This is a genomic window from Streptococcus sp. 1032 (assembly GCF_013277015.1).
Classification (GTDB): Bacteria; Bacillota; Bacilli; order Lactobacillales; family Streptococcaceae; genus Streptococcus.
This window is the reverse complement of sequence record NZ_VMMD01000030.1, coordinates 1-25,097: the sequence shown is the minus strand read 5'-3', so window position 1 is coordinate 25,097 and position 25,097 is coordinate 1. Positions and strand designations below refer to the sequence as shown.

Annotated in this window: 17 protein-coding genes and 1 pseudogene; all 18 read right to left on the bottom strand. The window is 40.0% G+C overall.

Going from position 1 to position 25,097, the window contains the following annotated elements; translation table 11 throughout:
- Positions 1-37: 37 nt before the first annotated feature.
- Complete coding sequence (purR, locus tag HT711_RS10200) at positions 38-865, bottom strand: pur operon repressor (protein WP_025169708.1); 828 nt, start codon at positions 863-865, stop codon at positions 38-40.
- A 266-nt stretch (positions 866-1,131) separates the two neighbouring features.
- Positions 1,132-2,073, bottom strand: coding sequence for a 3'-5' exoribonuclease YhaM family protein (locus tag HT711_RS10195; protein ID WP_173233593.1), 942 nt, complete (start codon positions 2,071-2,073; stop codon positions 1,132-1,134).
- A complete protein-coding gene (locus HT711_RS10190) occupies positions 2,063-3,319 on the bottom strand; it encodes a DNA recombination protein RmuC (RefSeq protein WP_173233596.1) in 1,257 nt (418 codons plus the stop codon). Before HT711_RS10190 ends, HT711_RS10195 begins: the two co-directional genes overlap by 11 nt.
- Before the next feature lies 1 nt (position 3,320).
- The gene (locus HT711_RS10185; RefSeq protein ID WP_173233598.1) at positions 3,321-3,983 is read right to left on the bottom strand and encodes a thiamine diphosphokinase; all 663 of its coding nucleotides are present in this window, start codon (positions 3,981-3,983) and stop codon (positions 3,321-3,323) included.
- Positions 3,946-4,602 carry a ribulose-phosphate 3-epimerase gene (gene rpe, locus HT711_RS10180; RefSeq protein ID WP_173233600.1) on the bottom strand — a complete coding sequence of 219 codons (657 nt, stop codon included), beginning with the start codon at positions 4,600-4,602 and terminating at the stop codon, positions 3,946-3,948. Before rpe ends, HT711_RS10185 begins: the two co-directional genes overlap by 38 nt.
- Positions 4,603-4,612: 10 nt before the next feature.
- A complete protein-coding gene (gene rsgA / locus HT711_RS10175; RefSeq protein ID WP_173233602.1) occupies positions 4,613-5,491 on the bottom strand; it encodes a ribosome small subunit-dependent GTPase A in 879 nt (292 codons plus the stop codon).
- Position 5,492: 1 nt separating this feature from the next.
- Positions 5,493-6,365 carry a 16S rRNA (adenine(1518)-N(6)/adenine(1519)-N(6))-dimethyltransferase RsmA gene (gene rsmA, locus HT711_RS10170; protein WP_173250127.1) on the bottom strand — a complete coding sequence of 291 codons (873 nt, stop codon included), beginning with the start codon at positions 6,363-6,365 and terminating at the stop codon, positions 5,493-5,495.
- A gap of 130 nt (positions 6,366-6,495) precedes the next feature.
- On the bottom strand, positions 6,496-6,804 hold the full coding sequence (locus tag HT711_RS10165; protein WP_173250125.1) for a hypothetical protein: 309 nt from the start codon (positions 6,802-6,804) through the stop codon (positions 6,496-6,498).
- Positions 6,797-7,438 carry an ABC transporter ATP-binding protein gene (locus tag HT711_RS10160; protein WP_000565529.1) on the bottom strand — a complete coding sequence of 214 codons (642 nt, stop codon included), beginning with the start codon at positions 7,436-7,438 and terminating at the stop codon, positions 6,797-6,799. The genes HT711_RS10165 and HT711_RS10160 overlap by 8 nt, the downstream gene beginning before the upstream one ends.
- 1 nt (position 7,439) lies before the next feature.
- Positions 7,440-9,470 carry a bacteriocin-associated integral membrane family protein gene (locus HT711_RS10155; RefSeq protein ID WP_173250123.1) on the bottom strand — a complete coding sequence of 677 codons (2,031 nt, stop codon included), beginning with the start codon at positions 9,468-9,470 and terminating at the stop codon, positions 7,440-7,442.
- Between the two features lie 103 nt (positions 9,471-9,573).
- On the bottom strand, positions 9,574-9,870 hold the full coding sequence (locus HT711_RS10150; protein WP_023936706.1) for a lactococcin 972 family bacteriocin: 297 nt from the start codon (positions 9,868-9,870) through the stop codon (positions 9,574-9,576).
- 447 nt (positions 9,871-10,317) lie between these two features.
- The gene (locus tag HT711_RS10145; protein WP_164226881.1) at positions 10,318-11,229 is read right to left on the bottom strand and encodes an XRE family transcriptional regulator; all 912 of its coding nucleotides are present in this window, start codon (positions 11,227-11,229) and stop codon (positions 10,318-10,320) included.
- A 71-nt stretch (positions 11,230-11,300) separates the two neighbouring features.
- Entirely contained in the window at positions 11,301-11,861 is a 561-nt protein-coding gene (rnmV, locus tag HT711_RS10140; RefSeq protein WP_049521364.1) for a ribonuclease M5, read from the bottom strand.
- Positions 11,861-12,634, bottom strand: a complete 774-nt coding sequence (locus HT711_RS10135) for a TatD family hydrolase (RefSeq protein WP_173250122.1) — start codon at positions 12,632-12,634, stop codon at positions 11,861-11,863. Before HT711_RS10135 ends, rnmV begins: the two co-directional genes overlap by 1 nt.
- Before the next feature lie 303 nt (positions 12,635-12,937).
- Complete coding sequence (locus HT711_RS11495; protein WP_345890518.1) at positions 12,938-14,023, bottom strand: DUF1542 domain-containing protein; 1,086 nt, start codon at positions 14,021-14,023, stop codon at positions 12,938-12,940.
- Positions 14,024-14,089: 66 nt separating this feature from the next.
- Positions 14,090-22,156 (bottom strand): annotated as a pseudogene (locus HT711_RS10130) (DUF1542 domain-containing protein); the annotation flags it as partial.
- 546 nt (positions 22,157-22,702) lie between these two features.
- On the bottom strand, positions 22,703-24,667 hold the full coding sequence (locus HT711_RS10125) for a peptide ABC transporter substrate-binding protein (RefSeq protein ID WP_173250117.1): 1,965 nt from the start codon (positions 24,665-24,667) through the stop codon (positions 22,703-22,705).
- Between the two features lie 138 nt (positions 24,668-24,805).
- Complete coding sequence (rpmH, locus tag HT711_RS10120) at positions 24,806-24,940, bottom strand: 50S ribosomal protein L34 (protein ID WP_000831905.1); 135 nt, start codon at positions 24,938-24,940, stop codon at positions 24,806-24,808.
- Positions 24,941-25,097: the final 157 nt, after the last annotated feature.

The window sequence follows — 25,097 nt, the reverse complement described above, 5'->3', positions numbered from 1 at the left end:
AGGCTGGGACAATCGTTCCAACCTTTAGTTCTATGTCTTATTTATCTTCGTCAAAGATATTACCAACCTCAACATCGATGGCTTGGTTCTTGACATCAATATTGGTTACCTTCAAGAGTGACTTGTAGTCAAACTGCTTTTCGCGTTCTTCTTGAGCATTGTCCGCAAAGACGGCTACACCTGCTAATTCTGAATCAAACTCACGCAAGAGACTAATCATCCCGTTGACCGTTCCGCCACCTTTCAAGAAGTCATCCACAATCAAGACACGGCTACCTGCCTTGAGACTACGTTTTGAAAGGAACATTTTCTCAATGCGGTCACCACTTGAACCTGAAACATAGTTGACGCTGACTGTTGAACCTTCGGTAATTTTCAAGTCACGGCGCACAATAACAAAGGGAACATTGAGGACATTGGCAACTGCATTTGCAAGTGGAACACCCTTAGTCGCTACTGTCATAACCGCATCAATTTTTTGGTCCATAAAGCTCTTGGCAATAATGCGACCAATATTTTTCAAGATGGCTGGTGTGCTAAGCAAATCGGACAGGTAGATGTAACCACCTGGCAAGATACGGTCACTTTCTGACAACTTGGCACGCAAGTCTTCAACCATTTCCTTAGCATCCTGACTCGAAATAGACGGTGTAAAGATAACACCTCCGCCAGCACCAGTTACTGTCTGGATGTGACCAATTTCGATTTCTTCAAAGGCGCGTTTGATAATCACGATATCTTCTGAGATGGATGATTTAGCAGATTCATACTTTTCAGCAAAAGTATTGAGACTAGTTAGTTTATAAGGATGATTAATCAAATAGTTGGAAATGACAACCATCCGATCACTTCTTCTTAATTTCATTTCTATTTCCTATTCCATTTTTATTCAAAAAATCAAAAAGCAAACTAGAAAGCTGGTCGCTGGTGGTTCAAAACACTGTTTTGAGATTGTCGATAGAACCGACAATCCCTGTAATATACATGTATATATACATACGACAAGGCGATACTACCCTAGTTTGAAGAGATTTTCGAAGAGTATTCATTTTTGTCTTTTACTTATTATACCATATTCACATAAAAAAACGAACATTCTTATCCTAAAAAATGCTCATTTTTCTTAAATTATTAATCTAAATCTGGTTTATAGAAGGAACGATTATCCATAGCGAAGATTTTATTGGTCATCTCTCCTTTATCCACCAAAGCCAGAGCTGTTGACATCATCATCATGCTAGCATCCAGATTGTCAATCATATGGATAATCTCTGCCTCCATAATGCGTGGACGGACTGGGCTTCCATACTCAAGTAAGCCGTGGTGACTGAGAATGACGTGACGAAGCAAAACGACTTCTTCCTTGGTATCATCGATGCCGAGTTCCATCACTGTCTTGGTAATTTCACTATCAATCAGAGCGATATGTCCAAGAAGATTGCCTCGCACTGTGTACTCGGTCTGGTCTGGTCCCGTCAATTCAATGACCTTAGCCAAGTCATGCAACATAATCCCCGCATAGAGCAGGCTCTTATTGAGCTGAGAATAGACCTCGCTAATGGCATCGGCCAGGCGCACCATGGTTGCCGTATGATAAGCCAAACCCGTTTCAAAGGCATGGTGGTTGGTCTTGGCAGCTGGATAAGAGTAAAATTCCTTATCATACTTGGTGTAGAGCTTTCGGACAATCCGTTGCCAGACAGGATTTTCGATTTTGAAAATCATTTGCGACATATAGTCACGAATTTCCTTGACATCAACTGGCGACTTGACCTTGAAATCAGCCGGATCATTGGGTTCACCAGGTTGAGGCAGGCGGAGAGTAATTTGATTGACTTGAGGGGTATTGTTATAAACTTCTCGGCGTCCTTTCATGTGGACAACCTTACCTGCGGTAAAGGCCTCAATGTTATGAGGTTGGGCATCCCAGAGTTTTCCTTCAATCTCGCCACTATCATCTTGGAAGGTAAAGGCTAGGTAGTTTTTCCCAGCTCGAGTTTGCCTCAGGTCAGCTGATTTGATTAGGTAAAAGCCTTCAAACAGCTCATCTTTTTTCATGTGACTAATCTTCATATTCTTCCTCATTTTCTTGGAAATGGAGTAGTTCAAGCGTAGGCTCATCTTCTGACAACTCAATGTGACGGAGCGTCCGCTCGATAGCTGTGGTGCGACGGTTTAATAATTCATCAATATTGCCAGAGGCATGTTGGAGGTGTTTTTGTGCCTTAACCAAAATCCCACCAAACTTGCCAAACTCGGTCTTGACGCTGGCAAGCGTTTTGCTGATATGGTCGGCACTCTTTTGGATATTGAGAGTTTTGAAGCCAACTGATAGGGAATTGAGGAGGGCTGATAGGGTACTTGGACCTGCGACAATAATCTGCTCCTCCCGTCTTAAATCATCAAAGAAGATAGGATTGCGGACGATTTCTGAGTAAAGACCTTCTGTCGGAACAAACAAAACTCCAAAATTAGTCGTCCGAGGTGGTGCTATGTACTTGTTCCTGATATCCTTGGCAAAGCGCTTGACGCTTGCTAGGAGTGACTTGCGACAGCGTTCAATCTCATCCTTATCACCTGCTTCATAGGCTTCTTCTAGGCGGTAATAATCTGCCAGTGGAAACTTAGAGTCAATCGGTAAGTAGACATATTCCTGGTCGCCTTGTCCGGGTAACTTGATGGCATACTCCACTCGTTCACTAGAGTTTTCAACCGTTGCGTATTCTCGTTCGTACTGAGCAGGGGTCATGATGTCTTCGATGATTTGCCCCAGTTGCAATTCTCCCAGAATCCCTCGCGTCTTGGTTCCAGAGAGAACCTTGTTGAGGGCGCCGACATCGCGGGCAACTGTCTGCATTTCTCCAAGGCCACGATTGACTGACTCCAGTTGTTTGGAAACTGTCTCAAAGGAAGCCTGCAAGCGTGTCTGTAAGGTCTTTTCTAGTTTTTCCTCGACTGTCTGGCGCATTTGTTCCAAACGTTGCTCATTGGATTCCTGCAGGGCTTGGAGACGTTGGTCTGTCTTATCTCTGGTTTGGAGGAGATTCTCTGTCATTTCTTGACGGACTTGCGTCAGACCTTGGTGCAATTCGATTCGCACTTCTTGCAAACGGTCGCTGACAGCTACTTCCAAGTCTTTTTGGTCCAACTGGCTGGCTTGTCTGGCTTGTTCAAAACGGTAATCCAACTGGTCTGACAAGTGATCTGCCTGATCCTCCAAGCTCTTGCTGAGATGTTTTTCCTGCTTATACTGCCTCTGCCAAATCAGAAAGAGTCCAGCTAGGTTGGCAATCAATAATAGAACAAGTAAACTTTCCATCCTACCTCCTGTCCTTACTATGTAGCACGACCACATAGCCATCTGGGCAAGTCACCGACACTTCCCTATCTATATATTCGTTAGAAGCGTACACTTTTTTAAAGAAAAAATTTTCCTCTGTCAACTCATACTTGGCACCGAGAATGGTCAGCTGGCTATCCCGAACTGGCATAAAGGCTAGGTAGTCATAGTCTGAACGGGGTTCAAGCTGACTGGTCCCTTCCGGACAATAGGCAATCAAGTTTTGCCCATCCTCAATTTCTATCTGGCGCATATAGGGTGCTAATTTGGGATTGCTAGGCAGAAAGACATTGGCCAGCATATGGTCAATACGGCCACCCAAAGCACCGAAAATAGTGACCTGAGCCTGAGGATTGTTCTTAAAGATAGTCAAGAGAGCCAATTCCAAATCTGTATCATCTTTTTCTGGTCGCGCTTGGACAAAATACTGGGCACGTTTTTGAATCACCTGTCGCTCTTCTTCCGTCACAGAATCAAAATCTCCGACTGCTAGAGTGAGAGGCAAATTTTCTTCCAAGACCCAGAGCGAGCCTCGATCCACACCGACAAAACTATCAAAGTCCGTCCGATAATGACCGCGGTCTCCACCGGCAAAAACGGCAACCCTAGTCCAGTTGTTTTCTGAGAGTTTGTACTCGCTCATTGACATCTCCCTTAAAGACATAGGAACCTGCTACAAAAACTGTCGCACCAGCTTCTTTGGCTTGGGCAATAGTTTGATCATCAATCCCGCCATCAACTTCAATCTCAAATTTCAAACCTTTTTCCTCACGAAAGGCAACCAACTCACGGACCTTATCCATGGTTTCTGGCAGAAAGGCTTGACCACCGAAGCCAGGGTTAACTGTCATGACTAAAACTTGGTCAACTAGGTGAAGCACGTGCTTAATAGCTTCAACAGGCGTACCAGGATTGATGACAACTGATGGCTTGACACCGAGTGAACGAATTTTTTGGAGGGCACCATGAATATGAGGTGTTGCTTCCACATGGATGCTGATGATATCCGCACCTGCACGCGCAAAATCCTCTAAATGATGCTCTGGATTAGCTACCATCAAGTGGCAGTCAAAGACCATCTTGCTATGAGGACGAAGAGATTCGACCACACCCGCACCAAAACTGATTTGCGGTACAAAATGACCATCCATGATGTCGATATGTGCATATTCTGCCCCAGTTGCTTCTAGGCGTTTGATTTCACGTTCAAAGTTGGCATAATCTGCTGCCAGAATTGACGGAGCAATCTTGTATTGAGACATAGGTTTCTCCTTATTTTGGAATTTTTTTGCTGACTTTTTTATAGGTTTCTCTGCGATTTTCAATTTCGCTAAGGAATTGCAGGTAGTTGTCAAAACGGAAGGACGCAATGGTACCCTCTTCTACAGCTGGCTTGACAGCACAAGACGGCTCATGGGTATGGGTACAAGTGCGGAATTTGCAGTCTCGACTGACAGTAGCAATCTCTGGAAAGGCCTGATTGAGGTCTTCCGCCGTTGATACTTCATAATCCAAGGATGAAAATCCTGGTGTATCCGCGATTTTGCCCCCATTAAGGTTGTAAAAACTAACAGCTCGAGTAGTGTGGCGCCCACGACCCAGACTGTCTGAGATTTCTCCTGTTTCAAGATTGAGATCTGGTGCGATTTTATTGAGAAGGGTTGACTTACCAACACCTGTCTGCCCCATAAAGACTGTAACCTTGCCTGTTAACAAAGGCAAAAGTTCTTCTTTACTGGTCACAAATTCATAGCCGATGTCACCATAAGTCTGTTCATAAAAATCCAGTTCCCCTCTATCTTCCAGTAGGTCCATCTTGGAAATATAGACGATGGGATGGATGCCCTTGTGCTCCAAAAGAACCAAGAACCGATCCAGCAAATTGCTGTTAAAATCAGGTTCCTTGACGGACATGATTACTACAGCTTGGTCAATATTGACAATGGGCGGACGGACTAGGCTGTTTTTGCGTTCATGAATCTTAAGAATATAGCCCTCTGAATTTTCCTCGGCAGAGAAATCTACCCAGTCCCCAACGTAAGGGGTATGGCCTTTTTTACGGAAATTCCCACGCGCCCGTGTTTGATAAACCTGACCATCACTTTCCACATAGTAGAACCCAGCCAAGGCTTTAATGATTTGTCCCTGCATCTTAGAGTCCTTGCCCTTTAAGTGCATCTGCTAGACTGGCAAACTCTTCCAAGCTGAGAGCTTCCCCACGCACACTTGGTGACAAGCCTAATTGGTCCAAAGCCTTAGTCAGCTTGTCCTTGACTTCTTCAGTCTTGCCAAAGTAACCTGTCAAGTTATTCCACAAGGTCTTGCGGCGATGAGTAAAACTAGCCTTGGAAACCTTAAAGAAGAAGTTCTCGTCTTCAACTGCTACGGCTGGCTCTGAACGACGCACCATTTTCAAGATGGCTGAATCCACATTTGGCGCTGGCACAAAGACCGTACGAGGCACGATAAAGGCAACCTTGGCAGTCATGTAATACTGAACCGCAATCGACAAGCTACCATAAGCCTTGGTATTTGGTTGAGCGGAAATGCGGTCCGCCACTTCTTTCTGCATCATAACCACAAACTCACTAAAAGGAATCCCACTCTCAATCAAGTGCATGAGAATAGGCGTCGTGATGTAGTATGGCAAGTTAGCCACTACCTTGATTGGCAAGTCAGGATTTTCAAAATTTTGGATATGTTGCGCCAAGTCAACCTTGAGAATGTCCTCGTTGACTACAGTCACATTATCAAAATCACGCAAGGTATCTGCCAAAATCGGTACCAAACGATGGTCAATCTCAAAGGCCATAACTTGAGCTGCACGCTCAGCCAAAAACTCCGTCAAGGCACCAATTCCTGGCCCAATTTCGATGACATTAACCTGGTCATCAATTCCAGCCGTATCCACGATCTTTTGAAGGATATTAGTATCCGTCAGGAAATTTTGCCCGAAGGACTTTTTAAAGGTAAAACCGTGACGCTCCAGTACTGCCTTGGTCACGCTATAATCTGCAATTCTCATCTATTCTCTTTTCTAATATCTGTTACTACTATTGTAACACATTCCCCTTGTATTTTGGGGGTGAAAATCATACCAAAAAACTATCTTTCCTCATGAAGAAAGATAGTCTTGGAAATCTTTAAAGGGGGACTTAGCGCTTCTCTCGAAACATCCGTTCGAAAAAATCAGCTTCTTGATAACTTCGATTTTCAGGTAGGGTCAAATCTACATCCTCCTCCACATCATCCACTGTCAGTTCAACCGTTTGAGGTAAATTTTTCAAACGATAATACTTTTGTCTTTGCCCTTCAATGCTAGCAAAATCAAGCAAATAGCCATTCACTCGGATTTGAACTAAAAGAAGATGATTGGTCATGTTTTCCATGATGAGAATATCTTCTAAACCACCTCTGGCACTAGGATAATCAGATACCCTGCGAATACGGATTTTTTCACACATGAGCAAGCTCCCTCATATCAATAATTTCATCGGCCTTATTCCAGACTAGGGGATTATGGGTCGCAATGATGATCATTCGATTTTCATCTTTCAAGCCCACCAAGAGATTCATAACCTCCTCTGAATTTTCAGGATCAAGAGCTGCTGTCGGTTCATCTGCCAAAATCAAGGGTGGATTTTTCAAAATAGTCTTCGCAAGGGCAACTCGTTGGGCCTCTCCCCCAGATAAAGTATAAATTTTTTGTTCCAAATCCAAATATCCTAGATTAACCTTTTCTAAAGCCTCCACTTGCCTTTCCAAACGCTCGACTTTTGAGATTTTCTGACCAACAAAGCCCAAATCCAAATTCTCTTTGATTGATTGGTTTTCTAAGAGGCCAAAATTTTGAAAGAGATAGCCCATCTGGTCTCGAAAATACTCACGAGTGGGTATGGTTTTTAAATCTTTCCCCTGATAGAGAACCCTTCCTCCATCTATCTTTTCTAGTTTGCCTAAGATATTCAGCAGCGTCGTCTTTCCGCTTCCACTCTTTCCGATTAAGGCATAGACCTTGCCCTTCTCCAGCTTGAGATTTAAACCAGAGAAAATCGCTCGGTCATTAAATTTCTTTTCCAATCCTTGAATATCAATCATCTTATTTTCCTTTCAATACTGCCATGCTACCAGCTTCTTCCTTTTTATCCTGCCTTACTAAAATCAAGAGGGCGTTAAGCGTAAACAAAGCTACAACTAAAGCGCTGATCAAGCTATCTCCTGTCAAAACACTAGATAGGATTAGGCCAAGCAAGAGAACTCCTCCTTGCGCCAGTAAGTACTTGCCATGAAGCTCATAAATTGTCATACCAGAAAGACGTTTAATCATAAGCTCCCGTCTAAACTGCTCAAAATAGAGAAGATTCATGGAATCAAATAACAAGATAGCCGTAGACAGGGTCAAAATCGTCCCAATAAGGAGAGAGTAATACTCCACCCGTTTGTCATTTAGTACCTTGGCAAAAAATAGCTGGCTTTTTACCAAGTAAGAGACCTTGTGATACAGACCTTGCTCTTTTAGAGCGGTAATGCTGTCTCCATATCGATCTAGTTTCAAGGCACTATTAGCCGTAGTTCCCCACAACATCCCTGCAACAGGTCTTGTTCCAGTCGCTTGCGGCGTTAGAACTACAATAATCGGATCTTTTAGGTACTGACGTGTTGTCTTGTACCCATCATTATAGAGGAAACGTTCCTGTCCTGTTTCTGTAAAAGCTAGCCTTAACTGTGGAAGGTAGTGTTTCTGACTCGTCGCCTCTACACTTTCAGATGAAAATCTTTGCAGGTAATCTGTAAACAATCCTTGGTAGTAGGCAGACTGCTCTCGCAAGCTCTCAGGCAAGATCAGCCCAAACTCTCCCTCAGACAAGTTTTGCATCTTATCCATAAACTCTGAAGAAACGGTAATCTTTTCTTCTATCAGATAGCGCGGTGAGACATAGATAACATTCCCTGACGGTGTGTAGTCACTGAGACGATTGCCATCTAAGTCCACTTCTGCTCCATCTGAGAAATTGTCAACATTGCTCATAATATAAAAAGAGTCTGTATTAGCTAACCGTTCTTCAGTAAATGTCTGCCACTCACGATTATCCTTACGCATTCCTTCTTCATCGGCAAATGCACTAGACCAACCAAAGGATAGACGGTAACGGTCTGAGGACTGGCTCCATTTATCGCTAGCTTTCTCCATCTCCTGCATTTCACGGTAGTGGGGTAGGAGAGTAGTCGCACTCGAACCGACCACCAATACAGCTAAGAGTTGCCCCATCATCATCAATGTCATCATACGTTTGAGAGGGAGTTTCCCTTTCAATAGATCCACCAGACTATTTTCCTGTAAACCAAGTAGATAGACGACACTTAGTAAGGTAGAAATCCCGGCCAAGGTCAATCCATAAAGTAGAAGAGCAATGATGACCAGTTGCACCGTTGCCATAAACAAGGCACCTTGATACCAGAGAATCCCCAATCCCAAAAGACTGGATACCAGCACTGAGCAGATAAGCTGTCTCATATCTTCTAATACTGGTCTGAGAGCCACTCCAAACAAGCTCTCACCAGCGATTAAGCGAATCCCTGCCTGACGAAGGGACTTGATCCGATAAATCAGGGTCAGACTCATAAAAGTCAGCAGAAAAATAGCTAGACTCAGTAGCCCCATTGGGGTAGCAGACAAGAGGACGACCATCGAAAATGCCTCTGTTCTATTCGAGACAACACCATTATAACCAAGTTCTTGCAGGGCGGTCTGTAAGCTCACTCCATCCAAACTTCCTGATACAATCAAGTAAGACCCTAATAAATCACTCGTTTCTACACTCTCCTTGGAGGAAATGGTCAAACCTTCTGGAAGCTCTCCCTGACCATAAGTGGCATAGGTAAAGCGTGTTTCTCCAGCTTCATTTGGCTCAACAATCCGACGAGCGATGAGACTATTGTGCTCTACCGCCAAGTGACTCAAAGCCTCTGTCAGTTTTTCTCGATCAGCTACTGATTGGTCTAGCCCAGTACCCATCACATCAACAGAGGGATAGTTACCAAATAAAATCTCTTCTCGATGATCAACGGAATTTATCACCATATAAAGCGATACCAATACCATTGAAATCAAAATAAATAAACGTTTCATCACTTCCTCCAAAAAGTTACTTGGTCACCTGCTAGAGAGATGACCAAGTAAAGCATTGTTATCAACTCACCCAGAAATGTTTTTACTTTCTCGTGTATAATTTTTAATAATCATAATAAAAGCTTACTTGCTCGCCCCACGCAGTACGAATCCAAGCTCGAGATGTTCCTCCTGCATCAGCATATCCCTTATCAGATGAACTATTCCATCTGCTAGAAACTGTTGAACTATGGTATTTTGAGGGGTGATAGTAGTTTGAGTAAGCACCTCCGTTAGCCGAACCATACGTCCAGACACCACCGCCTGGATACTTAACCGCGGCCGATACTACTGCTACTCCTCCACCTAATGTTGCTGCAAGACTCGCTACAAGGGCTAATTTTTTAACTGTTTGTTTCATATTGATACTCCTCTATTTTTTATTATATCATAAATATTTATTATATATTGTCTATTTTCTATTCAAGTAAAACTAAGTCATGGATCATAGACCTTTTCAAAGCAACACCTCATGGTATCCTCTCCTTATTTTTCTAATTTAGTCTATCAAGTTGTATTTATTATATGTTATGAATAAATTTTTTGAGACTAAGTAGACATAACTAAATTTTATTTAAACCACCAAGTAACTAAATAAAATAAACTAAAAAAGTTCATACTGTAATCTCCTTTCACGTTTTAATTGATTATAAATTATTTTTAAATAAACTCAAAGGACATCAATGTCCTTAAAATCTAACTATTTCATATTATTTTTGGCTCATATCTAAAAAAACAGCTCTAAAAACGAACTTTAGAACTGTTTTGATGCGAGAACAAGGACATTTTTGTCATTGCTTCACGATATTTATAAATATTTTTTTAAATCTTCTTGCCATTGTTTCTCCAACATAGTAACTAAATAAGAATTTTCTATTATATCAGCAAATAGCTTCGATTTCTGATAGAACTGTTCGGCAGATACATAATCATTGTTTATTATTAGAGATAATTTCCACTCCAACATCAATATAATTGGTTTCTTCTGGAAATCTTGTGTTTTTTCCATTATATGATTAAGGCTAAAGATATAAGATTCTAGTGAATCATAAGACGACAAATTATCCAAACAGGCTAGACCCGAAAACAAAGTGTTACTTAAAGCAAACAGATATTCTGGTGCAATCAATTCTACATGATTTGTCAAACGAACTAAAAACGAATGAATTCTGTTAATTTCTTCAATCTGATTTTGACCTTGTTTTATCTTTGTAAGCACTATAGCAAAATATAAGTTGATAACTTCTAATTCATTTATCAAAAACAATTCCTTATCGTAAATTGTTGTAAAATAATCGTCCAGTACGGTTTCCCCATATTCTGGTCGTCCGCTTCGAATAACATCTATCGTTGCTCTAGTAGCTTCAAACCATACTTTTTCCTCATTAGGAAGTTGCTCATAAAATAAATCCTCTATCTCTTCCAAACATGCTTCTTTCTTATCATACTCCTCTTCTTTACCATAGATTGGTTCACGTAAAATCTGGTATTTCAATTCTAAATAAGCAGGAGGAAGAGCTGAAAAATCCGGCATAAGGCTATAAGCTGGAACTCCTAGCCGGCGAGCAATATAGTCTAACTTGGGCAAACTCGGTTGCGAAGCTCCACTTTCAATTCGCGACAGTTGACGAACTGTCAGTTCTAGCTCATCTCCACAAAAATCTGGACGACTAATTCCTTTTTCTATCCGAATCTCTTTAATTTTTTGACCAATTAACATCAGACACCTCCTCTTCTACCTGCTTCGAAAAATACTGTGAAATTCAAAAAATTGTAACGGCTACATCTTTCCTACTCATAAGATTTCATAGCTTCTTCCACTTCTGCCAAGGTGACCCCAAATAACTCTAGGCGTTTGAGGAGTTGCTTGCCGTTGGAATAGCCGATTCGGAGAGCCTCTCCTAGATATTCTCGTCGCTTACGGCTATCTGCTCCTGCTAGAAAACCAAGGCGAATCAAGTCGCTACGACTGATGTCAAACTGACTCTCATGTTCAAATTGTTCTGTCACCTGAGCTAGAGCCGTTTTCAGGTCTTCATAGCTGGCATGCTCAATTCCCAGAGAACGTCCCTTGGTTTTGGACTTAGGAACAGCTTCATCTCGTTTGAGGAAGGCATGCTGGACTGTTGGAATGGCCGTCATAATCATGCGGCGAATCCGCTCCCCATTAAAATCTGGGTCTGTAAAAACAATGACTCCATGACGTTGGTGCAAGCGCTGAATCCGCTCTATATCCTGATCATTGATGGCAGAACCTCGTGTCTCATAGGTCTCTACATCGAAGTAACGTTTGAGATTGGCCGTATCATCGCGACCTTCGACCACGATGACTTGGGAAATTTTTTCTTTCATCACTTGTTGTCCAATCCAAAAATTCGCTCTGCATTTGCAGTCGTTGCTGCCGCCAGTTCTTCTGCCGTTATGCCACGCAAGTCAGCGATAAAGTCCACTACATAGCGCGTATAGGCTGTTCTATTTTCGCGACCACGCTTAGGAACAGGAGCCAAGTAGGGAGCATCCGTCTCCACCAAAATCTTATCCAAAGGTAACTCTTTAGCTGCTTCTTGGATGTCAGTTGCCTTCTTAAAAGTCACCACTCCTGAGAAGGAAATGGTCATACCAAGCGCGACAAACTTCTCTGCCCATTCAAGAGTTCCTGAGAAAGAATGCATGATACCACCACGAGGACCAACACCCTCGCTCTTGATAATCTCATAGGTATCTTCCAGCGCATCACGGGTATGGACAACAAAAGGTAAATTCAAGTCCTTAGATAGCTGGATCTGACTGCGAAAAACCTGTTCCTGCACCTCTTTTGGCGCTGTCATCCAGTGGTAGTCTAAGCCAATCTCACCCAAGGCAACAACCTTGGGATGTTTTAACTTATCCAACAAGTAAGCCTCGACTTCCTCCGTGTAAGTCCCTGCTTCTGTCGGGTGCCAACCAATAGTCGCGTAGAGTTGGTCATACTCATCTACCAGCTCCAAGGCACGCTCAATCGTCGGTTGATCAAAACCAACAATATTCATCTGCGTCACACCCATCTCAGCAGCCAAGGCAATTTCTTCTGCCTCACGACCCGCAAATTCTTCTACATTCAAGTGTGTATGTGTATCAAAAATCATCTCTTCTAACCTCGTTTTCTATCTTCTATTATACCAAAAAAGAGGAGGGGCACCCAATTTTTCGGTTTCCCTCCTCTCTTCAATAGAGAGCTATTCTGCTAGCTTTTCTATCCGATATTGCCCATCTTCTATTCCACTGTTAGAGACAGAAGAGACTGGTTACATTGATAGAATATCCCTTTTCAGCTAAAGTGTGTGATTATCTTGGGTTCTTACTTTGCTCACCCATCACTAGGATTGATGACTTCTCAAAATCCCCCTTATAATCTAACTTTAAGTAGAGAATAGAATTTTCTAGCTGTCCTATTTTCTACGTCTAGCCTTTCTTCCTAGCAAAGCAAAACCACTGGTTGCCGCCACTAGACCAAGACTAGCAAGTGCTGCACTTGATGCTGAACCTGTGTTAGGTAATTGTTTGCCAGCAGGTGACTGGTAGGTAACATCTTGCATTGTTCCTGCAGTTGCCTGCGGTGTACTTGTTGCCTGAGGAGCAGCATTAGGAGCCACTGGTCTCTTAGGAACTGTAACCATGGCAATGGCTTGCACTCCAATCGTTTCTGCTTCCTTCACATCTTCCACAGTTTTCGCATTTTCAATCTCTTTGAGAGCTGCTTGTTTTTCTGCTTCCACTCTTGCTAAAAGTTCTGCTTTTTCTTTATCAGAAAGCGGTGAGCCTTTGATTTCATCCTGCTTGTCCTTGGCAGCTTTTTCAATGGCCTTTTTAGCTGATTCTTTTTCAGTAGCTAATTGCTTAGAAGCTTGTGATTGAGCTGGGTTTTGTGAACCTGTATTAGCTTGTCCGCCTGCCTGGCTACCACCGCCTGCATTCGCATTAGCATCTGAGCTTCCAGTATTGCCTCCATTATCTCCACCTGGTGTAGTTTCTGGCTTATACTCTGGTGTAGCTTCTTGAGTTACAGATTTACCTTTGGCAGATTGTTGAACTGTATCTTTCCCTAGAATCGTCACTACTGAACCATCTGGGAATGTGATTGTTGCTGTACCATCTCCAGCTACATTGATTGTCGCTCCGTCTAATGCTGAACCATTTGCTTGTAAAATAGCAACCTTAACTTTTTCTTTTTCTTCATCTGTTAAATGAGTTATATCTTTTACATCTACTCTTTGAGCAGGCGCTTTAACAGTTGATTTTTCAGCAGTCGGTTTAGTGCTATCTTGTGCTTTTGGATCTTGTGCTACCAATTGATTTCCTGGAATTGTAATAGCTGAACCATCTTTAAAGACGATTGTCGCTGTGCCATCTCCAGCTACTTCAACTTTAACATCGCTTCCGAATCCATTTGCATCTACTACAGCTTTTTTAACAGCTTCTTTTTCTGCATCTGTTAATCTTGTAGCTTCTGCTACTTTTGTAGGGTTAGCTGGGATGATTACTTTTGTCTTCTCTGCGATTGTTGGTTGCTCTTGTGTTGAAGTTTCCTCTTTTTGAACTACTAGACTGGTGCCTGGAATTGTATTGACTGAACCATCTGAGTATGTCAATGTCGCTGTTCCGTCTTTAGATACCTTAACATCTGTAGCAGTCGGATTTGCTTGTTTCACTTTCGTAGCTACTGCAGCTTGTTCCTCAGGTGTTAAGCTATGAGCATTTCCAACTTCTGTAGTTGCTGGTACCACAGCTGGGTTTTGCGCGGCTTGTGTTGCAACTTCATTGTCAGTATCTTTGGCTACTACTAGACTGGTTCCTGGAATTGTGTTTACTGAACCATCTCCATATGTTAGCGTTGCTGTTCCATCTTTAGATACCTTAACATCTGTCGCCGCTGGATTTGCTTCTTTGACCTTAGCTGCTACAGTATCTTGCTCCGTCTGTGTCAAGTTGTGAGTATTTTCAACAGGTACAAAGTTTCCTGGAACTTGCGCTGGGTTCTTCTCTGCATCTGTCTGAACTTTTGGAGTTTCTTGTTTACTTCCTTTTTCAACAAGTTTATCCCCTGTTATTGTATCTACAGATTTATCTGGATAGGTGATGACTACTGTTCCATCAGGTCTTACTTCTACTGTAGTTCCTGCTGGGAAGTTGTTCGCTTCTTCAACCGCTTTTTTAACCACAGCCTGTTCTTCTGGTGTTAACTTCGTAGTATTTCCTACTTGTGTTTTTCCTGGGATAACTGGCTCGGTTCTTGACGCGATTGTTCCTGTCTCTTTGTTAGCTGGCGTTACTAATTTATCTTTAGAAATTGTATCACTTGAACCATCTTTATATGTGATAACAGCTGTTCCATCTGGTTTTACTTCTACTGTTGTTCCATCTGGGAATGTGTTAGCTCCTTCGATGTTTTGACGAACTTGTTCTCTTTCTTCATCTGAAAGTTTTGCTGGATTTTCCACTTCCACTTTGTTTTCAGGAACTTTCGGATTGAATTTAGATGCAATAGAGCCCTCTGGTTGAACTTCATTTATCTTATGAATACCAGCCTCTTTCGCCGCGTTGATTTCATCTTTAGATTGAGCTTTGTTGATGTCTTCAATCGCTTTGTCTTTGACCTTATTGATTTCTTCGATAGCTTTGGCTTTCGCTTCGTCTGATAAATCTTTATTGTTCTTGATTTCGTCAATGCGTTTTTGAGCTTCTTCTAGTATCTCAGCTTTTGCTTTCGCTTTTTCTTCATCAAGGTTTGTTACATCTGGTTTCTTAACTTCTGTATCAGCTTTTGGATCATATTTTCCAATATTTTCTTTTGCTTGATCCGCAATTTGTTTAGCTGTTCCTGCTGATGATGCTTCGTCAATAGCTTTGTTAGCTTCATCTTTAGCTTTATTGATTGCTTCTTCAGCTTTTTGTTTTTGCTCTTCAGTTAAACCTGTATCCTTCTTGATTTCAGTGATTTTAGCTTTGGCAGCTTCTTCTACTTGTTTTTTAGCATCTTCTTTCGCCTTAGCAAGATCATTATCTTTATCAGCTGTGTCTAAGGAATCAACTACTTCAACCGGTACTTTCACAGTTACTTTGTTACCATCCGCTAGCGTTACTTCCACTTCTGCTTCTTTAGTTCCTGTTTCAGTTGTAGTTGGTTTAGAAATAACTTTCGCTGTTACTCCATCAGCTAGTGCTAATTGTTTTAGGATTTCTTCATCAGCTAAGTCTTTACCTTTTTCTACAGTTACTTTTCCGGATACTAAAGCAGTTTGTAAGTCTAACTCTGGCTTGAAGACATTTGTTGATTGCCCTTTGGCAGTTTGTACTACTACATCTTCTTTTGGTAGATTTCCGTTTGGAGTCTCAACATTTCCTTGATCATCAACCTTGACAGCGTCCTTGTTTAAGCCTGGATTTGCTTCAACAATAGCTTTCTTAACATCTTCTTTTTCTTTGTCTGTTAAGTTATTCGAATCTTTAACTCCTACAGGTGTGACAGGTTTCTTCAAAGCTGGTGTTACTACATCTTTTGCTGGTAAATTACCTTGTGGTGTTTCAACATTACCTTGACCATCAACCTTAACATCATCCTTGTTTAAGCCTGGATTTGCAGCTACAACAGCATCCTTAACAGCGTCTTTTTCTGCATCTGTTAAGTTTTTAGGATCTTTAACTTCTACAGGTGTAACAGGTTTCTTCAAGGCTGGAGTTACAACTTCTCCTGCCAGTAAATTACCTCTTGGCGTTTCAACATTGCCTTGACCATCAACCTTGACATCGTCCTTGTTTAAGCCTGGATTTGCAGCTACAACAGCATCCTTAACAGCGTCTTTTTCTGCTTCTGTTAAGCTATGGACATCTTTAACAGGGACAAGTTTTGTCGGTTTTTTCAAAGCTGGTGTCACTACATCCTCTGCTGGTAAATTACCTTTTGGTGTTTCAACATTGCCTTGATCATCAACGTTAATTTTATCTTTTTTATCCGCTAAATCAGGATTATTTTTAATAATCTCTTCTACAATCTTAGATTTCTCTGGTTCTGTCAGTTTAGATGGATTAACAACTTCAACTGGGGTTGTTGGTTTCTTCAAGGTAGAAGTTACAACATCTTTTGCTGGCAAGTTACCTTGTGGTGTTGTGACATTTCCTTGATCATCGACTTTGACTTTATCTTCAGTTAAACCTGGATTTGCCTCTACAATAGCTTTCTTAACCGCTTCTTTTTCTTTAACTGTTAGGCTATTTGGATTTTCTACTTCAACAAGTTTATTTGGTTTATTTAAAACTGTTGTGACAACATCTTCTTTTGGTAGATTTCCTTTTGGAGTTTTAACATTTCCTTGGTTATCTACTGTAACATCACCTTTGTTTAAACCTGGATTTGCAGCTGCGACAGCATCCCTAATGTCCTCTTTTTCTTTTTCTGTTAAAGCATTAGGATTTCCAACTACAACTGGTGTTGTTGGTTTGTTCAGGGCTGGAGTTACTACATCTTTTGCAAGTAATTTATCACCATTCTTAGTTGTTACATTACCTTTATCATCGACTGTAATATCATCTTTGTTTAGACCAGGATTTGCGTTGGCTACAGCTTCTTTCACTTTTTCCTTTTCATCATTTGTTAAATGATTTGGATCAGCCACTACAACTGGTGTCGCTGGTTTGTTTAATGCTTGAACAACAACTTTTTCTGCTTCCAAGTAACCTTTAGGAGAAGCTACATCTCCCTTATCACTCACATAGATTTCAGATTCTTCTAATGAAAGGTTAGTCGCCACAATCGCTTTTTTAACAGCTTCTTTCTCTTCATCTGTCAAATGATTGATATCTGTGACCTTAACTCTTTCTTTTGGTGGAGTTAACTTTCTCTTAGCTGTTTCTGTAATATCTTGTGGAGTATGAACAGCAGCAATTTCTTGTCTACCTTTTTCTGTGGCTGACGCTATAGCTTCTGGCGAAGTTGCATTATTGATCTTTTCTTCGTGTTTGGCTTTCAGTTCATCAACTTGTTTCTTCAATGCTTCTTTTTCTTTTTTAGATAATGCATTGTCTTCATCAATTTCAGCTTTTTCAGCATCTGCAGCTTTTGTTAGGTCAGCTTTTGCTTTTTCCTGATCAGTTGCTTTTCTTACAGGTACTTCGATTTCATCTTTTGATCCGTCACCATAAGTAACTTCTACTACAACTACTTTCTTACCTTCATTTGCTCCTGTTCCATTCACAATTTTTCCGTCATCTTTGACTTGTTTGTCTGTCGGTTGTGGTTGTCCTTCTGGTACTACTACAGCTTCTGTAATTGCTTTTTTATCTGCTTCTGCTACTTTAGGAGCGTTAGATGGGTCAACACTTACTGGAACTCCTCCTGCTTCAGTTACTGAATCTTTTACATTTGGAGTTGCTTGCTCAGCATTAGTTTTATGAACAGCATCAATTACTTTCTTACCTGCTTCTGTTGCTTTCGCTACTTCGTCAGTTGTTCCAGCTTTATCGATGTTAGACTCTGCAGCTTTCTTAGCTTTATCAACTTTATCTTTTTCAGCTTTCTTTTGATCTTCTGTTAAGGTCTTGTCTGCTTCGATTTCTGCTTGTTCTTTGTTAGCTGCTTCTGTTAAGTCCGCTTTCGCTTGCTCTTTTGCTTTGTCTAACTCTGTTTTGTGCACTGCATCGATTGCTTTCTTACCGTCTTCTGTTGCTTTCGCTACTTCGTCAGTTGTTCCAGCTTTATCGATGTTAGACTCTGCAGCTTTCTTAGCTTCATCGACTTTTGCTTTTTCAGCTTTCTTCTGATCTTCTGTTAAGGTCTTGTCTGCTTCGATTTCTGCTTGTTCTTTGTTAGCTGCAGCCGTTAAGTCTGATTTCGCTTGTTCTTTAGCTTTGTCTAACTCTGTTTGGTGCACTTCATCGATTGCTTTCTTACCGTCTTCTGTTGCTTTCGCTACTTCGTCAGTTGTTCCAGCTTTATCGATGTTAGACTCTGCAGCTTTCTTAGCTTCATCGACTTTCGCTTTTTCAGCTTTCTTCTGATCTTCTGTTAAGGTCTTGTCTGCTTCGATTTCTGATTTTTCTTTGTTAGCTGCTTCTGTTAAGTCTGATTTCGCTTGTTCTTTAGCTTTATCTAACTCTGTTTTGTGTACTGCATCGATTGCTTTCTTACCGTCTTCTGTTGCTTTCGCTACTTCGTCAGTTGTTCCAGCTTTATCGATGTTAGACTCTGCAGCTTTCTTAGCTTCATCGACTTTTGCTTTTTCAGCTTTCTTCTGATCTTCTGTTAAGGTCTTGTCTGCTTCGATTTCTGCTTGTTCTTTGTTAGCTGCAGCCGTTAAGTCTGCTTTCGCTTGCTCTTTTGCTTTGTCTAACTCTGTTTTAGCTTCTACAGTTTTGTTTGCTTCCAACGTGTTTGTTGATGTATCTGGATATGTTACTGTTACTTTTCCTTTTTCATCTACTGAAATATCTTTGTCGTTTAAGTTTGGATTTGCTTTCTTAACTGCTGCTTTTACTGCTTCTTTTTCATCATCTGATAAATTATCAACATTATTAACTTTTACTTTTTCTGGATCATTTAGTGGAGATTTCGCTGCTTCAGATTGAACCACTTCAATTTCAATTTCTTTTGAAATATTTTCGTGTGTAACTTTTACTGGTACGTATTTTTTATCAGCTTTTGCTACTATTGGTTTATAGATTACTATTGCTCCAGTCGGTATTCCGTTTATCTTATCTTGAACTAACTTTTTATCTTCTGAAGATAAATTAGTCGCTCCTACAACTGGATTAACAGAAATAAGTACTGGTTTGTCATCTTTCTTCGTTAATTCAAATTCATCCGCCTTACCTGTTAGTGATGAACGAGCTGATTCTAAATCTTCTAACGCTTTATCTACTGCATCTTGTGTAGCATCAGTATTATCTAATATTTTTTTAGCTTTTATTAATGCATTATCATAAGCTTGTTTTTTCGCTTCATCTTTTTCTTTAGTGTACGCTGGTGAGTTTTTAACCGAATCCTTTTTATCATACTCTGCTTGTAAGGCTGATTTATCGGCATTAACTTTTACTTTTTCACCATTAGGTTGTAAATTATTAATCGCTGTCTCTAATGCAGTAAATAAATTGCCCACAGTTGTAATAGTTTTATCAGCACCATTTTCTTTATTTAGCACACTTTCTGCTTTTTCTAACGCATTATCAAAGGCTGTTTGTTTCTCTGTTGCAGCCGATGTATATTTAACCGTTGGTTTAATTGTTTTTGCTTTTTCAGCTAAGTCATGAAGTTGTTTCATTTTACTATTTAATTGTCTAGCTTGTGAAACATAATTTTCTATATCTTCTTTATTAGCGCTGTTTTCTACTCGTTCTTTAAATGATTGTTTTTGATTATTATTTAAGTATTGTAGTTTTTCTAATTCAGCTACAGCTTTTTTACGTTCACCTGATAATTTAGCAAAGTCAACGATAGCAGCCATTTCATCGGTACTAGTTGCTTTATCGATTGCATCATCGTATTGTTTTTTCTCGTCATCAGTTAAACCTGGAATATTAGCAATCATATCCTTATATTGCTGACGAACTTTATCGGCTTCTGCTTTTCTACGAGCAGCTTCTGCATCTGACGCTTTTTTTTGCGCTTTTTTTACAAGATTTAAGATAGTTTCCTCGTCATTTGCTTTCTTTATGTCCTCTATATACTTATCTTTTTCAGCTTTTGGTAAGTTCTCATCTGAAATTTTGTTAATATTTTTAATTGCTTCATCTCTAACTCTTGTTAAATTTGTTGCTACCAAGTCTGCTACAACGCTATCTAAACGAGCTTTTGTCTCTTCGCGATTAGCGTCAGTATCTAGATTATTAGTCCCGACTGCTTTATCAACAGCCGCATCATTTTGTTTAATCGTTGCAGAATTAATCTTGTTAATTGCAGCATCTTTTTCTTCTTTTGTTAGGTAACCTAGCGCATTGATCTTATCATTAGCATCTTTTTTCATTTTAGCTAATTCTACAGCATTTTCATTAGCTTTTGATTGGGCTTCATTCAGAACTCTTTCAATCTCTTCTCGAGTATTTTTTCCTTTAATTTGATTTTTATATCCTTCTTTTTCACTTGGATATAGATTATCTAATGAATCAATTACCGTATTTGCTTCAGTACGTGCAGCGTTAACATCAAATGCAGGTTGTTGCTTTTGCCTAAATAGGTGTTCTTTAGGTACAGTACCTAGGGTACGTACAAGTCCTGTTCGTATAATATCTAAATCATCTTTTCCATTGAAGGCAAGTCTAGCAGGCTTCGCCACCAAGCTAAGGTCAACCCCAGATTTAAGATCACTCTTACGTACTTCTTTATGACTTTTGTAGTAATTCAGACCACCTTCCGTTAAATTGGCACTTACAAAGCTATCTAAGGCTCGAGCTTTGTCTTCTTCACTTATTTTATCATATCTTTCCACTTCTACAGGATTAATGTAGTACGTAAGCCATCCATGCGTAACTTTTTTTAGAGTCTCAGTTTTGGCTGGTTTTGGTTTTTCATAAATCAACTTAGAACCTTCAATAGTATCAGTACTACCATCCTTATAAGTAATCGTTGCATTACCAGTTTTTTCATCAATACTAATTGAATCTTTATCGTTTTTTAGATTATCTTTAAACGATTTATTAGTAGATAAAAGCTCACTTTCATTATTGTTATTTGTTGTCCAAATTTTTTCTTTAATTGTTGTTACTTCATCATTTGTAAGTTTTGTTTTATCTACTACTCCTGTACGTTCTGGCACCTTTGGTTCAAAAAGTTCATTTAATTTATACAATACTGGTAGTTTTATAGTTTCAACACGAGCATATTGTTGTTTATTTAATTCTTGATAGATCCCCATACCAATCGTTAATTCTTTAGTATTTACAGGATCTTTTACCTTAGTAGTATAAGTAACCGTTACAGTTCCAGCTGCTCTTTTTTCCCAGTCAACGTAAATACTGCGACTCTGAGTACGAAGGTCATTCATAATTTTTTGAGTAGGCATATTACTATTATCATACCAACGATTATTATAATCTCCTAAAAACTTATTAAATTCACTATTTAAACTTACAAAAGGTGTTTTTCTTAACGTTTCTCCAGTAGTTTCATTAAATCTTTCCCAAGCATCTGGGTTACCTTTATATTTACTATGAATAAAACGTGAATTACTTTCCCAACTACTCCAATTTGTATAATTATTAGTAACTCCACTACCATTTGTTAGTGTAAGTCCATAGTTATTTCCTAATTCTTCTGTTCCTTCTGGCACAGTGAACCAATGGAATGGTCGTCCACTCCAGAATATCGGAGCTTTTTCATTCGGGTTATCTGGAGCGTTATACCTTAATGTAACCGTAATGACTGGATTTTCTTTTGTATACTTGGAAGTATCAACGTCCATGCGGAATGCATTATAAATACTTGTTGAAGTACCTCTAAGTTTATACACACTTTCTCCATGAGCATAAGCGGTCACTTTATCACCATTAGCTTCATAGAATGTTATCCCGTCCGCACTAGCTATTTGAGATGATGGACCAAGTACAGTAATAGCCCCAATCAAACACGACGCTGCTCCAAAGCTAAACTTTCTAATCGAAAATTTTTCCACACGCTGCCACATCTGCTTAGAGCGTTTCTGAGTTCTCTTGTACTTCATTATTTGATCTCCATTTTTTATTTTTATTTCTTCTTATTCAAAAATCCGATAAATGATAATGATATTTTATTATGATATTTTCGTTTTAGGCGATAAGAATTCACGTACATTATAGCATAAAATCCCCCCCCCCCGTCCACTTTTAACCTAATTTTTTTTATTATTTAGAGTGCGGAGAAATTTACCCTATTTGCTATTTTTTTATTTATAATCGCTTATACCGTTTTATGAATTTTAATTGATTTATATAAATGTTTTAGTAGTTATGATGTACTAGTCTAGCTTCAATCTGCTATGTTTTGGATTCATACTCTTCGAAAATCTCTTCAAACCATATCAGCTTCACTTTGCCGTACTCAAGTATAGCCTGCGGCTAGCTTCCTAGTTTGCTCTTTGATTTTCATTGAGCATCAAACATAAAGAAAAGGCCCTACCAGAATCAAAAGCGTCTAGTAAGGTCTTTTTCTGAATCCAGCCACTATGCTTAACTGAAAAGCATGACTAGGAATATTATTGAATATGGTTAGCTAAATCTTCCTGAGCTTTTTTATTTGACTCAGCTTTTTCTTTCAGCCATTTTTCATAGAGTTCTTGGTACTGTTTCGCAGTTACCGGCTCTTTTTGTAGTTCAACATATTTGTAGTTATCAGCATCTCCCTTATGACCAACGAAAGAGAAAGCTCCTGTGAACGGTACAGTCTTACGGAAGATTGGGTTGGCTCCGCCACTTTGAACTGGTAGGAAGAGGGCGCTGTCAGTCAACCAAGCTTGGACTTCAGCAAATTTTTCATAACGAGCCTGAGTATTTTCAACTTCCTTATCTGCTTCATCTAGTAACTTCTTATAAGCAGAAAGTCCAATTTTTTCTTTTACTTCATTATCTTTTCCAGCAGTCAACCCAATGTTGTTAAGCTGTGAACCTGACTCTGGATCCAAGAGATCAAGATAAGTTTTCGGATCCGAGTAATCTCCGCTCCAACCTGAAATATCAATGTCATAGTCCTTTTGTTCAGCTGTATCTGCAAAGAATGTAGCTTGATCCTTCTCGTCTGGAGAAAGTTGAATCACGTCAATCACAACATTGTCCGACCCAAGGGTTTCTTCCACTGTCTGCTTAAAGGAACTTGCTTGTTGCACATCTAACTTGGCCGTCTGGTCAACCGGCATATCCAAATGAATTGGGAAGGTCACGCCTTCTGCTTGCAAGGTTTCTTTAGCTTTAGCAAATGCTGCCTTGGCTTTTTCAGGATTCAAAAAGGCAGGTTGCGCATCATTCAAATTGATATTCGACCACTCTGTACCATAGTTAATAATCTTTTCATTGACAACATCTCCAAAGTTTTTACCACCGATTTGGACAAAATCACTTGGGATAAGCGTGTTACGTAAGATACGGTCTGCTCCATCTTCACCATTTGTCTGCGCCGCATAGGCATGACGGTCAAAGGCAAAGTTGATAGCCTGACGGAAATCTTTATTTTGCATGGCCGCAAGTGAATCTGTCTTTTCCTTATCAGACTGTTTCATGGTCTGCTTGTAGCTTTGACGATTAACGTTAAAAAGATAATAGAAGGTAATTGAGTTTTGTGGTGTGTAGGTGATTTTATCCTCATTCCCTTTTTTCAACTGATTAAACACTGAACTTGTCGGGAAGATACGACCGTCCGAGTAGTTCCCTTCCAAAAATCCTCTCGCTAAACTATCTTGATCAGAACCGTCAAAGAAAGAGAGCTTCACTTTCTCAATTTTCACATTGTCCTTATCCCAGTAATTAGGGTTTTTATCAAATTCAATCAAAGATTTTGATGAGAAAGATTTAAACAAGTAAGGACCATTTGACAAGATACTGGATGGTGTTACACTTCCAAAGTCATCTCCCTTAGATTTCAAAAAAGCTTCATTTACAGGACTCAAAATGCCCCCAGTAGTCTTAGAATTCCAGTAAGATTCCGGCTTATTCAAAGTATATTGAAGAGTATAGTCATCCACTGCCTTAACACCAACAGTTTCAAAGTCAGATGTTTCCCCCTCAACGTAGTCTGCGAGGCCCTTGATAGAGTCTTGAACCAAGTACAAGTTTTCAGCCTTTTTATCAGCTGCATACTTGAGACCTGTCACAAAGTCATGAGCCGTTACATCCGCATACTCTTCGCCCTCTGAAGTGTACCATTTCGCCCCCTGACGGATTTTATAAGTGTAGGTCAAACCATCTTTTGACACCGTCCATGACTCAGCCATAGATGGAATGAGATTACCATACTTATCATTTTCTAACAAGCCATCAATCAAGTTGGTCGTAATACTAGAAGTGGAACCACGTGTTGACGTAATGTAGTCCAAGGTATCAGGATTACTAGTAAATACATAAGAGTAGGTTTTCTCAGCATTACTAGATTGGGAAGACCCACATGCCGCTAGAGCTAGACCTGCTGTCAAAGCCATAGCTCCAAAAAGCATAACTTTTGATTTCTTCATGATTATTCTCCATTTTTTACAGTATGTGAAATATTATACACCATTTAAGCAAAAATATAAAGCCTTTTTGAACTTTTTTACAAAAATAAAAATCAGTAGACTCGAGTTCCTACTGATTTTTGTTATGGTTCGTTTGGATTATGCAGCCAAAACTTTGCGTCCTTTACGACGACGAGCTGCCAATACGCGACGACCGTTTTTAGTTGACATACGGTTACGGAATCCGTGTTTGCGCGCACGACGAAGTTTACTTGGTTGATAAGTACGTTTCACGATGAATACCTCCTCATAGATTTTGTATTCGTTTAGCCGGCTATAAAGTGATCAGTTACTAAACATACTTTACTATTCTATCTGATTCTTTCACTTTTGTCAATAGCTCAAGGCAAATGTTTACTGCTTTTTCGAATGTTGTAACTTCTCAAAGTAA